Annotated in this window: 11 protein-coding genes and 1 pseudogene; 4 read left to right on the top strand and 8 right to left on the bottom strand. The window is 54.1% G+C overall.

All coding sequences use genetic code 11. The features are described 5' to 3' along the window. Positions 1 to 169 precede the first annotated feature (169 nt). From CBW46_RS08610 to CBW46_RS21245, 6 genes are all read right to left on the bottom strand, one after another. Positions 170 to 1,594: an NAD-dependent succinate-semialdehyde dehydrogenase gene (locus tag CBW46_RS08610; protein ID WP_089199601.1), complete on the bottom strand. Its 1,425-nt coding sequence runs from the start codon at positions 1,592 to 1,594 to the stop codon at positions 170 to 172. 146 nt (positions 1,595 to 1,740) lie between these two features. After that, positions 1,741 to 3,039 (bottom strand): (Fe-S)-binding protein, encoded by a 1,299-nt coding sequence (locus CBW46_RS08605; protein ID WP_089199600.1) that lies wholly within the window; start codon positions 3,037 to 3,039, stop codon positions 1,741 to 1,743. Then, positions 3,036 to 4,439, bottom strand: coding sequence for an FAD-binding oxidoreductase (locus CBW46_RS08600; RefSeq protein ID WP_089199599.1), 1,404 nt, complete (start codon positions 4,437 to 4,439; stop codon positions 3,036 to 3,038). Before CBW46_RS08600 ends, CBW46_RS08605 begins: the two co-directional genes overlap by 4 nt. Before the next feature lie 228 nt (positions 4,440 to 4,667). Then, complete coding sequence (locus tag CBW46_RS08595; RefSeq protein WP_089199598.1) at positions 4,668 to 4,946, bottom strand: YciI family protein; 279 nt, start codon at positions 4,944 to 4,946, stop codon at positions 4,668 to 4,670. Positions 4,947 to 4,971: 25 nt separating this feature from the next. Next, positions 4,972 to 5,745 (bottom strand): HpcH/HpaI aldolase family protein, encoded by a 774-nt coding sequence (locus CBW46_RS08590; protein ID WP_165842238.1) that lies wholly within the window; start codon positions 5,743 to 5,745, stop codon positions 4,972 to 4,974. Between the two features lie 311 nt (positions 5,746 to 6,056). Next, entirely contained in the window at positions 6,057 to 6,314 is a 258-nt protein-coding gene (locus CBW46_RS21245) for a hypothetical protein (RefSeq protein ID WP_165842222.1), read from the bottom strand. Positions 6,315 to 6,422: 108 nt separating this feature from the next. Between CBW46_RS21245 and CBW46_RS08585 the strand changes: the two genes are divergently transcribed. Next, the gene (locus CBW46_RS08585) at positions 6,423 to 7,916 is read left to right on the top strand and encodes a recombinase family protein (protein WP_243633226.1); all 1,494 of its coding nucleotides are present in this window, start codon (positions 6,423 to 6,425) and stop codon (positions 7,914 to 7,916) included. A gap of 32 nt (positions 7,917 to 7,948) precedes the next feature. Further along, positions 7,949 to 8,584: pseudogene (locus CBW46_RS08580) on the top strand (SpoVR family protein); the annotation flags it as partial. A gap of 128 nt (positions 8,585 to 8,712) precedes the next feature. Here the strand turns inward: CBW46_RS08580 and CBW46_RS08575 are convergent. Beyond that, positions 8,713 to 9,600, bottom strand: a complete 888-nt coding sequence (locus CBW46_RS08575) for a hypothetical protein (protein WP_089199596.1) — start codon at positions 9,598 to 9,600, stop codon at positions 8,713 to 8,715. 546 nt (positions 9,601 to 10,146) lie between these two features. On the opposite strand from CBW46_RS08575, the gene CBW46_RS08570 reads away from it, so the two are divergent. Continuing rightward, positions 10,147 to 11,937: a 5'-nucleotidase C-terminal domain-containing protein gene (locus tag CBW46_RS08570; protein WP_089199595.1), complete on the top strand. Its 1,791-nt coding sequence runs from the start codon at positions 10,147 to 10,149 to the stop codon at positions 11,935 to 11,937. A 132-nt stretch (positions 11,938 to 12,069) separates the two neighbouring features. Here CBW46_RS08570 and CBW46_RS08565 read toward each other — a convergent pair whose 3' ends face one another. Beyond that, positions 12,070 to 12,762 carry a response regulator transcription factor gene (locus CBW46_RS08565; RefSeq protein ID WP_089199594.1) on the bottom strand — a complete coding sequence of 231 codons (693 nt, stop codon included), beginning with the start codon at positions 12,760 to 12,762 and terminating at the stop codon, positions 12,070 to 12,072. Positions 12,763 to 13,440: 678 nt separating this feature from the next. Between CBW46_RS08565 and CBW46_RS08560 the strand changes: the two genes are divergently transcribed. After that, positions 13,441 to 15,129 carry a thiamine pyrophosphate-binding protein gene (locus CBW46_RS08560; protein ID WP_089199593.1) on the top strand — a complete coding sequence of 563 codons (1,689 nt, stop codon included), beginning with the start codon at positions 13,441 to 13,443 and terminating at the stop codon, positions 15,127 to 15,129. Positions 15,130 to 15,180: the final 51 nt, after the last annotated feature.

Below are 15,180 nucleotides of genomic sequence, written 5' to 3'. Positions count from 1 at the left end.
GGCTGCCGATGTGACGAGCAATTACCACATGGAATAACGGACGCTAACACACTCGCGCGCACCCAGTCATGCCAACTCTTAACTGCTGCAGGTTGCCCAGCAGCTCAAGCCCATGTGCTATCGTATCTCCCATCAGCCCATGCAGCGTGGACTGCTATCGTATCCTCCATCAGCCCAAATTTATCGAGACATACTTCTCCACCATGTAATCCCTCAAACCATACTTTCCGCCTTCTTTGCCCATTCCGCTTTCTTTTACCCCGCCGAATGGTGCTTGCGCGACCGTTGGGAGCGGGTCGTTAATGCCGACAATGCCAAATTCCACGGCTTCCATCACACGGAACGCGCGTCCCAGATCTCTGGTATAAAAGTAAGCCGCCAAGCCATATTGCGGATGGTTCGCTTTCTCTATGACTTCTTCATCCGTCTTGAAGGTGAAGATAGGCGCGAGAGGGCCGAACGTTTCTTCCGTGGCGATTTTCATGTTATCGCTGGCATAGTTTATTACAGTAGGCTCGTAGAAGTTGCCCTGCAGAGAGATGTCCGGTCGTTTACCACCGCACAGGATCTGTCCTCGATTGTCGAGGGCGTCCTGGACATGCTCCTCCACCTTTTGCACCGCCGCTTCATCAATGAGCGGCCCGATATCCACACCGGCGTCCAATCCGCTACCGAGCTTCAGCTGGGACACCTTATCCGCAAATTTCCGGCCAAACTCTTCGGCAACCGTCTCGGACACGTAAAGCCGGTTCAAGCAGACGCAAGTCTGGCCCGCGTTGCGGAATTTGCTTGCAATGGCGCCTTCCACGGCAGCGTCGATATCCGCATCGTCAAACACGACGAACGGCGCATGCCCGCCCAGCTCCATCGAAACCCGTTTCACGGTGTCCGCGGAATCGCGGATTAGTTTTTTGCCGACTTCAGTCGAACCGGTAAACGTGATTTTCTTCACGTCGGGGTTTCTTGTCATCTCGCCGACAATTTCGGAAGCCGAGCCGATCACGAGATTAACCACACCCTTGGGTATGCCCGCCGCCTCAAAAGATTCGAACACCTTAATTGCAGACAACGGCGTGGCGGAGGCCGGCTTCAGCACAATGGTGCATCCTGCTGCGAGTGCCGGCGCGATTTTGCGCGCGAACATAGCTACGGGAAAGTTCCATGGCGTCACCGCTGCGACAACACCGACCGGCTGCTGAATGAGCATCAGTCTTTTATCCGGATGGAAGGAAGGAATCGTTTCGCCGTAAATGCGCTTGGCTTCCTCCGCGTACCATTCGAAGTAATCTATAGAGAGAGCCAGCTCACCCTTCGCCTCTTTTAGCGGCTTGCCCATTTCTGTTGTCACCACTCCGGCCAGAGCATCCTGGTTGTCCCTGAGATGATCGGCCACTTTGCGCAAATACTGGCTCCGCTCCTTACCCGTCAGCCTCTTCCAACCGGCGAAAGCTTGCTTAGCCGCATCAATCGCCTGCTTCGTTTCCTCGACTCCTGCCGATGGCACCGACTTGATCGTTTGGTTCGTGGCCGGATTGGTCACGTCCAATGTTTTGCCTGACAGCGACTCGCGCCATTCCCCGTTGATATACAACATATAAATTCCCCCCAGATAAAAATGAATTCGCCAACCTCTTCATGATGCACGCGGCGTGTGTCCGTTTCATTTTGCGTGCATCTGCACAAAATTCGCCTGCCTGCCCTGGCGTAGAAGAAATGGGCCGAAGGCCGTCCAGGGTGGAGTCAGTGGATTCCAGCAGCCTCCGCCAGGTACTCGACTAAGTGAACGGCGCGCACCTTTCCTTGCAGCTTTTCACGTTCGATGCCAAGTTTCATCTGCAGCAGGCAGCCGGGATTGGTGGTGATAATTGTTGTCGCGTGACTGGCTGCCACATGCTCCATCTTCAGGTCCAAAATGTCCATCGAAGCATCATAGTTGACAATGTTGTATATTCCCGCGGACCCGCAGCACATGTTCGCATCCTTCATCTCTACCAGCTCGACGCCGACGAGGGACTGGATCAGCTGCTGAGGCTCCTTGGTCACTTTTTGCACGTTCGTCATATGGCATGATCTTTGGTAAGTCACGCGTTCAGGCTGACGTGTGGTCCCGGCGATGCCGCCGCACAGCGCCAGGATTTGCGAGATATCCTTTGACTTTGCCGCGAATTGTTTGGCCTGTTCCGACCACTCGGGTTCATCCGCCAACAGATGGTCATATTCCACCAGGATGGCCCCGCAGCCTCCAGCGTTGTTGACGATAAAATCGACCTGCAGCGGCTCAAACACGGTAATGTTGTTTTTAGCCAGCATTCTCGCATGATCCAATTCTCCGGAATGCGCGTGCAGCGCCCCGCAGCAGGTTTGATTATCAATCACCAGCACGTCGCAGCCTGCCTCAGCGAGCAGCTTCACCGACAGCTCGTTGATGCGCCGAAACATTCCGTCCATGACGCAGCCTGCAAAAAAAGCGACAGTGTACTTCTTGGCGCCTTTAGCCGGAGTGAATCTCGGAAGTGTCGAGCGGCGCTTTGGCGAAACCGGGGACGGGACGATGGCTTCAAATTCGCCCAGCTTGCCAGGCAGCAGATTGGTCAGCCCGGTTTTTCTCGCGATCTTCTGCATACCGCTCTTCTCATACAGCCACATGGAATTTCCGATAAAATTCATCGCTTTACGGCTCGGGATTACCTTGGTGAACACGAGCTTGCGTGCCACCCGGGCAGGCAGTGAGAACTTTTTACGGCGAGTGATAGCGGCCCTGGCCGCCTCCAGTATTGTGCCGTATTCCACTCCTGTGGGACACACCGTTTCACACGCACGGCAGCCCAGACACAGATCCATGGGCTCCTCCAGTATGGACAAATCCTTTATCCGGCCTTCGCCGGCCATTTTGACGAGATTGATCCGGCCTCGCGGAGAGTGGGTCTCTTTGCCCATGGTGGCGTACGTCGGACATGCTGGAAGACAGTAACCGCACTGCACGCATGCGTTCGTTTTGTGGTACTTCAATTCTTGGCGCAAAGCCGTCAGATCGTTCATTCGGTCAACACCAGCTTTTGTCCGGGCTCGGGAAAAATTTTGCCGGGATTCATAATGTTGTTGGGGTCCCAAGCTTGCTTGATCCGCTTCATCATCTCCAAGCCCGCCGCACCGAGCTCCATCTCCATAAAAGGTGCTTTCATCGTCCCAATGCCGTGTTCGCCGGATAAGGTGCCGCCCAGCTCGACAGCGGCTTTAAAAATTTCCGCCACCGCCTGCTCCACCCGCCCCATCTCCTCTTTGTCCGACTTGTCAGCAACGATGTTCGGATGTAGATTGCCATCTCCGGCGTGGCCGAACACCACGAGGTGCACGTTGTACTTCTTTTTAATCTCCTGCAGCCGTCTGCACATCTCGGGTATCTGGCTGCGGGGTACTGTTGCGTCTTCTGAAATTTTCGTCGGTTTGATACGCGCAATCGCCGGTGACACAAGCTTTCTCGCCTGCCATACCTCTTCCATCTCCGCCTTTGTCTCAGGTACCCGCACTTCACGTGCGCCAACCTCGCTGCACACCTTGGACACTTGTTCCGCTTCATCGCTGACCGCTGCAGGATGCCCGTCCAGCTCGATGAGAATCATCGCCTCGGCATCTATAGGCAGGCCTGACGGCTCGTAATTCTCGACCGCAAGCATGGACGCCTGGTCCATCAGCTCCATTTTGGAAGGCAAAATGCCGGACGAAAGCACCTTGGATATCGCTCTTCCCGCATCCACCAAGCTATCGAATATCGCCATGACGGTCTTCGCTGCCGGCGGCTTCGGAATCAGGCGCAGCACCGCCTTCGTAATGATGCCCAGCGTACCTTCCGAGCCAACGATGAGCTTGGTCAGGTCGTATCCGGTTACATTCTTCACCGTGCGGCCGCCCGTCCGGATGATCTCGCCCTGCGGTGTGATCAACTCCAGTCCGATGACGTAATCCTTGGTGACCCCATACTTCAAACCGCGGGGACCGCCGGAATTTTCCGCCAAGTTGCCCCCGATGGTGGACACATGCGAGCTGCTCGGATCGGGAGGGTACAGAAAACCCTTTCGGTCAGCCGCCTTGTGAATGTCTGCCGTCAATACGCCTGGCGAGACGACGGCCACCAGATCTTCCTCGTCGATTTCCAAGACATCGTTCATTACTGACAGATCGATCACGATCCCGCCTTTTACCGGCAAGGGACCTCCGCTCAACGAAGTCGATTGCCCGCGCGGGCAAATCGGAATCAGCTCCCGGTTGGCGTATTTCACTAGAGCGGCCAGTTCCTGCACATCTTTCGTCTGAACGACGACATCAGGCAGGTAGGTGCCGAACGACCCGTCAAACGAATAGCTGTAACGGTCGCTTTCATCTGTTAATATTCTGCCCCTGCTGATCATAGTACGGATTTCTTCTACGTGCCGCTGTTCCATCGGCAGATCCTCCTCTCCTGAGCCCCCGATTCCGTTTCCGGCTGTAATGCCGTTCCAGAATGCGGCTTTGTGCGAAACTCGCCTTTGGCAGTCCCATATTACCCAGTCCGATAAAAGCGATTTTCATGCAATTCATCCTCCGTCTATGTTTGAGCGATACGAATATCCGCCTGCTGATGCAAAGACGTCCTATGAACTGTTGCTTCATAGGACCTCGCTATTCGCCAGCTATTGGGGCAAAACCGCCTCTGTTACGATCTCCCACTCATGGATCTCGAAGCTTCTTGCCTTCTGAATCACATACGGGTCCTGCTGCACCATTTGCTGGACTTCCTCTTCCGTCTCAGCCATGTAAATGACCAGCCCTCCCGCTCCGTCAACAAACCTGCCGTTGGCAAATATTTTGCCTTCCTTGCGCTTCTCGGCAAGAAACTCAAGGTGCTGCGCACGGAATTCCTGGCTCTTGTCAGGACTCAACATCGGTAAAAATACGGCAAAATATTTCATTTTCGCTGCTCCAGCTCCTTCTGCGTCATTTCACTTGATTCAGCTGCTTGCCCGCCTTTACCACTTCGTCTAAAGCCGCATACAGTACAGGCGTGACCGCTACGCCGATATAAGGCGCGCCCCACTGCTGCTTCTGCGGTATGGCGGAAGCGCCGCCGACTTGAATCCCGACTGCCACGCCATGCTTCTGGCCAGCCGCCATTACGCGGTTCATCGCCGCCTGAACTTCCGGGTGGTCCGGACCTTCCACGCTGTAGCCCATCGTAACCGACAAATCCGTAGGGCCGATGTAGCAAATATCGATGCCTGCGACACTCATAATTTCGTCGATATTGTCCACCGCTTCCGGTGTCTCAATGTGCACGGCGATAAGGATGGCGTCATTGGACTGCTGTAAATAAGCATTTCCCCCTCCTTTGCCATACTTCGATGAGCGCACCGAGTAGGCTGTGCCCCTTTTGCCGACCGGAGGGAATTTCGCTTTCTGAACTACGGCTTCGGCGTCCTCCTTGGTATTGACCATTGGCACATGCAGACCCATGGCACCACGGTCCAGCGCCTTTTGAATATCGGACTGGTCATACGCGACGCGCACGATAGGCACCGCTCCAGTCAGCTCGACTGCACGAATCATCTCCTCGACTTCCCCCCAGCTCAAGGGGCCGTGCTCGTTGTCGATAACCACAAAGTCGAATCCGGAATGGCCAAGCATTTCCGCCAAGGATGGAGAATGAAATCCGATAAAAGCACCTGTAGCGTATTCACCGTTCTTCAACTTCTGCTTCACCGCATTTTGCATAAAGTAATTTCCTCCTTTGATTGTGGTCATCTGGTGTGCACGCTGTTGTTATGTAGTCCCGAGAAGCTTCTGGCTTATCCTGTATTATCATATCATATCTTATGAAAGCGGTAACAACTTATTTTCACGACGAACTGTGCGGATTGTGTGACTAAATGTTATTTCGTGCGGACAAAATGGCAGCGCTTCCTATCTGGCCGCGGTCGATGTAGCGACGCCAGGCTCCTGTCCGCCTGTTCCGCCAGGCTCACCAGCGGAGGTGTCCCCCTGAAAGACAACCGTCCACGCCGATGCGCCTGGCGGAAGCACTGTCAAGATCGGCGTCCAGGGTGACCCGCCCTCCGCTCTACCGTCACATCCACGTTGCAGCGGGCCGCACCTGCCTCTCCTAACTCACGCAGCAGCATTGCCTTCCACGCCTGGCTGAGCACCCGCTGCTCCCACAGAACATATCGGGCGGCAAATGCAGCGTGCGAGCAAATCCCGGCAGCGTCCGGTCTGACATCTTCATCGTCGGCCGAGTCTGTATGAAATCTAAAAGAAATATTGGGCTCAGCTATGAATCCCACCGCCTTTCTTTTTTATATGTATTAACGGTGATCGGTAAGGAGAACAGTGCGCGCGTATCTTCTTTCCGCGTGGGCGCACTCATATATATGGCACAGGAGGTGGTGCCGGTGCGTACCCAATCCAAAGAGAGCGCTGTCAGAGTTCATCCGCGAACCGTTGCCATTTACTGCCGGGTCAGCACCGATGAGCAAGCCCGGGAAGGCATTTCATTAGACGAGCAGCAGGCACGGCTGTTGGCCTACTGCCGCGCAATGGGCTGGGAAGCACAGCCCATCGTCTACGTCGACGACGGCTATTCCGCGAAGAATACGGACCGGCCGGCCTTACGGCGGCTGCTCGGTGCTGTGCGCGAAGGGCTTGTGTCGAAGATCATGGTCACCAAGCTTGACCGATTGAGTCGGACACTGCTCGACCTGCTTACGTTGATCGACCTGTTTCAAACCCACCATGTGAGCTTCATCTCCACCAGCGAGGCATTTGACACCGAAACCCCGTCCGGCCGGCTCACGCTGCAGGTGCTTGGCGCTGTAGCGGAGTTCGAGCGCGAGAGAATCCGGGAGCGCGTCCTGGACAATATGTTTCACGCTGCGAAAAACGGCAAATGGCTCACGCAGGCCCCTTACGGCTACAGGCTGGACAACAAAAACCTGGTGATTTTTGAGCCGGAAGCTCATGTCGTCCGCTCCGTTTTCCAGCTGTTTCTGGAGCAGGGACTCGGATACCACACTATAGCAAAACGCTTAAATGAACAGGCAATTCCGTCGCGGCACAATAAGGAATGGTCAATTCGCAGCGTTAAGCTGCTGCTTTCCAACCCGGTGTACAAAGGGACCTTAGTGTGGAACAGGCTGGATTCCAGCAAAGGCCGCCGGCAGGAAAGGAATATGGATGATTGGGTGATCATTCCGGATTGTCTGCCGTCCATTGTGGAGCCTTCGGTGTGGGAACATGTGCAGCGCAAAATGCAGCGAGCCAAACCTGCGCCACGCGCACAGACGAGTCCTCATCTGCTCGGAGGTATTCTCAAATGTGGTGAGTGCGGCGGCGCCATGAGTGTCGGATGGTCCGGCTGGCCGAAAAGAAAGCGGGTATACCGCTGCGCGGCCAATAAGAACAAAGGAACTTGCACCGGCAAGTCGTATCGCGCGGAGGATATCGAGCGGTGGTTTATGCACGGGTTATCGCAGATTTCACATACGCTGATCTCCGGCTATTCCGCCGCCATCGTTCCGGCAGACGGGGCAGTGAAGCAATCTAATGTCAGGCGTCAGAGTCAGCAGGTACAGCAGAAATACAAAAGAAAAGTCGAAGCTTACGCCGCCGGACTGATTGAGCTGTCTGAGCTCACAGAAGCTAAGGAAAAGCTCGACAAAGAAATGGCCTCACTATCGAGCGAACAGCTGGGCGATCCGCAGCAGCCCGACTCAGCCCACCTGCAGCAGCTGGAATCCGCATGCAAGAGTGAGCTTACCACTATTGTGGAGGCATTAAACGCATTGCCCGTAGTTGAAGCTAAGGCACTGATTCGAACGCTGGTCGATCGGGTCACGGTACTCGGTATAGGGGAACTCGCCATATGGTTTACATCCGACGGAATTTGACTGCTACTGCCGGCGAAGCATCTTAGCGATACGAAGGCTGGGCTTCGTATTGGCATCAGCGCATTCTTCGCGAGCTGGACCTGACCTCGGAGGAAACGATCGAATACGCGAAGCTGAACTCGTCTGTTGTGGTGCCCTCACGCCACAGTCTGAATCCGTACTATTTGGGGCTGAAAATCTTTGAGGATATCGAGAAACGATGGGATAACCCAACCGAGGAAGAGCGGGAGCGTTTTGGCCGAAAAGGCGGCGAAGGGCGGCAGAAGATTTTTGACGTACGTGAGTACGATTCAGATATCTCGTTCATCCGCAATTATATGACCAAGAAGCTGGTCGACGAGATGGACCTATACATTTTTGAAAAAAAAGGGGCCGAGTGGAAAATCACCGACAAATCCTGGGAAAAAATACGTGACCAGCTGGTCTACGCCCGGGTGAACGGCGGCTTTCCCTACATTGCTGTGGAAAACGGCGATTATGACAAAAACGGCGAACTGTACTTAAAACACGGCTATGAGGGTGTGGAGTTGGATTTGAAGTATGTCGAGCGCACCATACCATACATCCATCAGCTGTGGGGCAAAACCGTACATCTGGAAACCATGATCGAGGAGAAGCCGGTACTGTTCACCTATGACGGCAAAAAACACAATCGTAAGTTTCTGTAATCCCACCGAACGAAAAAATCCAGCTACCACAGCGCAAGCTGTTATAGCTGGATTTAGTTTTTCGACCAACTGCGTAATATCATATCGGAAATTTTCGCAGGCCGGGTCTCCCCCTCAGGCCGGCGCTATCAGCTGTCGATAGACCGGCTCCAAGCTGCATAGTCGTGTATGGCTACGCCGTAATACGACGGGTGCCCGCCTAAGTTATTTTCCACCAACGCCAGTTGTTCCTTCTTGTAATACGTGTCTGTGTCGTGAAAAGTGGTGTACTTGTCCGGCATTTCGTTAGTTTCTATGCCGACCACCACCTTTTTTCCCAATTCATTGGCAGTTTGGACCTCTTCCTCTATCACGTCCAGAATGCCGCCGTCACTGTCAGCGGTATTACGATAAGCCATCAGCGTGACATGATCTAATCTTTCCATGAACCATTCGCTCATCGACTGGGCATTCGGCTGCTGTGACACGGGAATTTCATCGAGCCAGAAGGGCAAGTCCGCCCCGGTGTCGAGCGATGTCATCTCGCCGGTCAGCGTAACGAAGTGCTCCATGCTCTCTAACCAGCCATCTATGATGGCTTGTCTTTGATCCGTGTTCCAAGCCTGTTGATTATAGGGTTCAACATCCAGGTGAATGCCCGTGATTTGTTCCCGCTTCGACGCCATCTCGTTATAATTGCTGACCCAAGTGACGAACTCGGTAATCCGGTGTCTCTCCTCGTCGGTAGACCACGATGGGTCTCCGCCAAGAGCGTGCACGGCGATGCCCGACTCCCGGGCTTTCTTAACAAACGTACGATAGTCGTTATAATCCTGCTTCGGATTGATGTACAGATAGATCAGATTCACCCCGTTTTGGTCGGCGAACGATACGATCTCATCACTATCCTGTGCGATCTCAGTGGAGTCCCACACCCAGGTTGCTTTTACGTTGGTGTGGGCGACATTCAGATAGTACAGTAACACCGGTACAAGCAATAATAGCAACACTACAGCCATTCTTTTTTTTAAACTCATTTTCCGCCTCCCAGAAGTTTGTCTGCGGGCCGGAACCGATTCATGTTAACCCTTTATTCGTTCCGTAATAGCCATCCCTACCGATATCTTCGATTCCGTATGTGCCCTCCAGCATGGAAATGAATCAAGCAGTTTTTACAGTTCATTTCCCGCCCAATACATGTGGGCAATATTTGCTGGCGATGGTGCCAAACACCCAACAGATTAATGGCATGTGGGCCATCTTGATAATATAGCCTAATGACAGCTGCAAAGGCAAGCTGCCGCTGGCGACCAACAAAATTACGGCGGAGGCCAAGACAAGCAGTGTCCTAAAATCGGTCCATCAACATCTCGCCTAAAGCCTTGGCTTAATGCACATGACATACCGATCCCTCCCACCGTGATATATTCGACATTTTACCATCATTGTGAGTGCACGAACAACAGCCCGGCTGTTTGGTATCTTAAGAAACATTTAACATAGGATGGATTGTGGGTTAATAATCGTGTGCTACATTTGGAATTGTTGTAAGTATTTTCATCTATTAATCGGGGGGAGTTCGAATGAAACGAAACACGGTGCGGACATTGCTGTTGTCCGTGAGCTTACTTTTTGCCAGCGCTGCTTCTGTCGGCGCGGCCGACGGCGCGAACCTGTCGGGTAACACCACTCCGGCGAAGGGGACCAACACGACCGTCACGATTTTCCACACCAATGATGTGCACAGCCGCGCGGAAGAAACCAAGGACAACATAGGCTACGCCAAGCTGGCTGCGGTGGTCAAACAGCACGAAGCCGCAAATCCGAACACGCTGCTGGTTGACACGGGGGACGCGCTGCATGGGCAAATCTTCGCCAACCTAGCACGCGGGGAAAGCATCGTGCGCACCATGAATGCGGTAGGATATGATGCCATGACCCCAGGCAATCATGATTTCAACTATGGCTACGAACGCCTTGTCGAACTCAGTAAAACAGCACAGTTTCCGGTCATCAGTGCCAATGTGAAAAAAGCCGATGGCAGCCGGCTCCTTGCCCCGTATGTGATTAAAGAAGTCGGCGGCATACGCATTGGCATATTTGGTCTGACGACACCCGAAACTGCTTACAAAACACACCCGAACAACGTTAAAGGCATCACCTTCACAGATCCTGCTGCTGAAGCCAAGGCGATCGTCAGTGAATTGAAAGACAAAGTTGATGTCATTGCGGCGAGCCTGCATCTTGGGATCGATCAATCCAGTGCGGACACCAGCGTCAAAATCGCGGAGCAAGTGCCGGAAATCGATCTTATCATCGACGGACACAGTCATTCCGAGCTGCCGACAGGCATGCGTGTCGGGGATGTGCTTATCGCCCAAACCGGAGAGTATGGTAAAAATCTCGGCAAAATCGAGTTGACCTTCGAAGGTCCGGAATTAGTTGGCAAGGCCGCCAGCTTGCTCAACAGGCAAGCGTTTGACAGCGTCCCGGCGGATAAAGCTGTGGAGGACGTGATCAACAGCACCAAGCAAGGACAGAGTGCCGCTCTGGCAGAAGTGGTTGGGAACAGCGGGGCGAAGCTCGTCGGAGACCGCGAGGTGGTCCGTAAAGGAGAATCGAATCTCGGGAACCTGATCGCCGACGCCATGCTTGATGAAACAGGGGCTGACGCAGCAATCACCAACGGCGGGGGGATCCGGGATTCGATCGCAGCCGGCAGTATAACCAAAGGTCAAGTGATCACTGTACTGCCTTTCGGTAATTACATCCAAACCAAAAAGGTGAAAGGCTCGGACATCAAAGCTGCGCTTGAACACGGTGTTTCTTCGTACCCTGAGGCGGCCGGCAGTTTTCCGCAGATCGCGGGCATGACATACTCTATTAATCCGGATCAACCGGCCGGCCAAAGAGTGAACTCGGTGCAGGTAAAAGGAGAGCCTCTGGATCTGAACAAAGAATATACACTAGCAACCAATGACTTCATGGCAGCCGGCGGAGATGGCTACAAGATGTTCAAAGACTATCCGCTAGCCGGTGATTTTTCTTCACTGGAAGAAGCTTTAATCAAATACATTCAGAAGAAGGGCAGCGTACAGCCTGTGATTGAGGGTCGTATCACGGTGAAGGCAGCGGCAGGTTCTGCACCAGCACCGCGTCCAATGCCAGTTCCGGCTCCGAAGGCTGGGCCCAAACCACTGCCCGCTCAGCCCCAGCCGGAACAAGGCGAAGTCTATATCGTTCAGCCTGGGGATTCACTGTGGAAGATTGGCCTTCGCCACCATGCAACTTGGCAGCAGCTGCAGCAGCTCAACCGGCTAACTAATCCGAATCGGATTTACCCGGGACAAAAGCTTCTAGTTCCTGCCGGTTGAATTGAGATACAAGTGGATTCGAAAGAGGCTAGCCTGCACGCACGGTATATGCCGATGCGTTCATGACTGGCCTCTTTTTTTGTTCACTCAGCGACTTACTTTCCCCGCTTGGATTCCCCGCGCAAGTCTGCTTCACATTATAAATTTGTACCCGACCCCGTGCACGTTAATTATGTGCTGTGGATTGGCAGGATCTGGTTCGATCTTCTTCCGCAGGTTGCTCACATGCACAATAATGGTGCGCGTATCATTCAAGCTCTCTTGACCCCAGATCTCCCTGAACAGTTCTTCATGGCTAAACGTCTTCCCGGGGCGGCTGGCGAGAAACGCAAGCAGCTCGAACTCCTTTTTAGACAACACGATTTCCGTCTGGTTCAGCTTCACAGTTCTGCCTGACAGGTCCACCTGCAGCGCTCCGGCCGCCAATTTGGGGGTAGGCTCGTTGTCATCGCTTACATAATAAGGCCGGCGCAAATTTGCATTAATACGGGCGATCAGCTCGTTGGGACTAAAAGGCTTCGTGATGTAGTCGTCCCCTCCCACGGCAAGGGCGGTGATTTTATCCTGCTCGGTGTTTTTGCAGCTGACAAACAGCACCGGCACCGTCGTGATCTTCCGGATTTCCTTACAGAGCTCAAACCCGTTCTGCCCCGGCAGAACCACATCAAGTATGATCAACGCGGGCTGCACCGCACGCACGATAGACAGCGCTTCGTCTCCCCGGTCCTGCATGATCACCGAAAATCCGTTCTTTTCCAAATAAAGACGAAGCACTTCACGAATCGCCGCATCGTCTTCGATAACCATAATGGTTCGTCCAGCCATGAATTTCACCACCGTACATATATTCAAAAGCGAATACTGCGCTTGCTACTCAAAAAGGTGGACTTGCCGTGCTGAAAATTGCTTTACGCTGGCATCGCCTCGAACGAGATGCAGGTAGAAAAGATGGAGAGCGATGCAGCATCACACATATCCCTTGTTTGAAACGCAAGCATAGCGCCAAAAGTTTCAGACAACGGAGCAGCACTGCTGTTATTAGGGATGAACACTTGGATCGGCGGGCGCCCCGGCCGCTGAGAACCGAAAAAAATGGGGAATCGGACGGAGACGAACGCTAGCGGATTACGATGTGGGCAGCAGCAGCAGTTTCTGGTTGAAGAGATATAATCCACACCTGTGAATCTGCTGACATGCAGGCGGCGGGTCCAAAGCTTTTCCGCGCTGTATGACCCATCTGACAATGCTGCCGGGTTCCGCCCCGCATATTCATTGTGGGAGTTTTTGTCGTATGTAGTCATAAATCGAAATAACCAATAACAGTATAACATGGGATACAGAGCAGACAAGGGCGCGGGTAAAATTTTTTTGGTCCCACTGTCCGGCTGGCCGGGCGCCGCCGTGCCTGTGCCCTGGGTATTTTTTGTATAGTTTGCATGATTTACTCAAAAAATAGACTGGCAAAGGACTTGTATTCCATAAAAAAAGTGAGGCGAACCATCGATGGAAATGACAGAGCACAACGCGGACGGCACGCTTAATGTCGCACAGCACCTTATACATCAGCTCGCACGCTGGGGTGTGAAACGGGTGTACGGCGTGATCGGCGATGCGAATTTATTTTTGCTGGATGAGCTGGGCAAACAATCGGAGCTGCGGTACATAGCATGCAAACACGAGACCAACGCCGCGCTCATGGCGAGCGCCGAAGCCAAATTAACAGGCTGGCCCACCGTATGCATCGCCACAAGCGGACCAGGCATCACCTCTATGCTTAACGGCCTGGCGGATGCCTCCTGTGACAGAGCTCCTGTCCTTGCCATCACCGGCCAGGTTGAACGTCGCCACATTGGCACCGGGGCCGTGCAGGACATTGACCAACAGGTACTGGTCCAACCGCTCGCCGTGTACTCCCAGCTTGTGTCCGACAGCCAGTCCTTCCCTGAGCTGTTGAATCTGGCGATGAAAGCCGCAATCAACGAAGGCGGCGTCGCTCACCTGTCGGTGCCGAAGGAGGTATGGCTGTTGCCTGTTAAGGGGGGAGTATATCCTCCTTCCCCGTCCTCACCGTTCCCGGTGCCGGTACCCGAACAATATCAACTGATGGCAGATGTCATCAATGAAGCGGAGCGTCCGGTGATCCTCGCCGGACGGGGCATCGCCAACGCGCAGCAGCAGACCATCGCGCTGGCGGAGAAGATCCAGGCGCCGATCATAGCCACAATGCCGGCGCAGAGCTTTCTGCCCTCCGACCACCCACTGTTCGTTGGCGGGCTCGGTCAAGCCGGAAGCGAGCCGGCCAGCGTGCTGCTGTCGGAAGCCGATCTCTGCATTGTCCTGGGCGCCAATTGGTGGCCCGAAGGCTTTGTTCCGGAATCCATACCGATCGTTGAACTGGATGCTACCGCCGAGAACATCGGTCAGGGCCAGCCCTATCGCGGCAGCTTGATCGGCGATATGGCAGGCATGCTGCAGCTGCTCGTCGAAATGCTGGAACCGAAGCGTAACGATGCTTACGGCCAGGAGATCCAGCGGAAAAAGGACGACTGGCGTGCCCGGATACAAGCAGAGATCGACGAATCGAAGGAGCACATCACACCCGCGCAGCTAATGTCGGAGCTCAGCCAATGTGTAGCACCTGATGCAGTATTGGCCGTAGACGTGGGCGACCACACTGTATGGCTCGGACGCATTTTCCGGTTTCAGCGGCAATCTCTGCTGATCTCCGGAAATTGGCGCACGCTAGGTTTCGGCCTGCCGGCAGCTATCGCCGCCAAGCTGAGCAGCCCGGAGCGTCAGGTCGTATGCGTCGCCGGTGATGGGGGTGCCTCTTACTCAATTCTGGAGCTTGCCACCGCGGTTAGGTATGGGCTGCCGTTAACCATGATATTGGTCAACAACGGCACATATGCGATGGAGTCCAACAGGATGCAAGCGGAGGGCTTGTCAACATTGGGCTCGGAAGTGATGTACCTGGACTATGCGCCTTTGGCCAGAGCCTGCGGCGCAGAGTCGCTGAGCGTGACCAAGCCGGATGAGCTTCAGCCTGCGCTTGAGCGCGCGCTCAGTATGAATAGGCCCGTGCTGGTCGATGTGAAATGCACCGCCCCCATGCTGCCTCACACAAAAATTTTACGCCAGAGCCCGGTCGCTCAAACAGAGCAGCCGGACCGAGTGTCGGTGTTTATGTAGCACTGCCGCTTTCCAGCCCTCAGAGCGCTGCGGATAAGCGGTGCATGCGAG

The organism is Paenibacillus xerothermodurans (assembly GCF_002220865.2).
Classification (GTDB): domain Bacteria; phylum Bacillota; class Bacilli; order Paenibacillales; family NBRC-103111; genus Paenibacillus_S; species Paenibacillus_S xerothermodurans.
The sequence above is the reverse complement of the archived record's forward strand: the minus strand, read 5'-3'. Positions and strand labels throughout refer to the sequence as shown.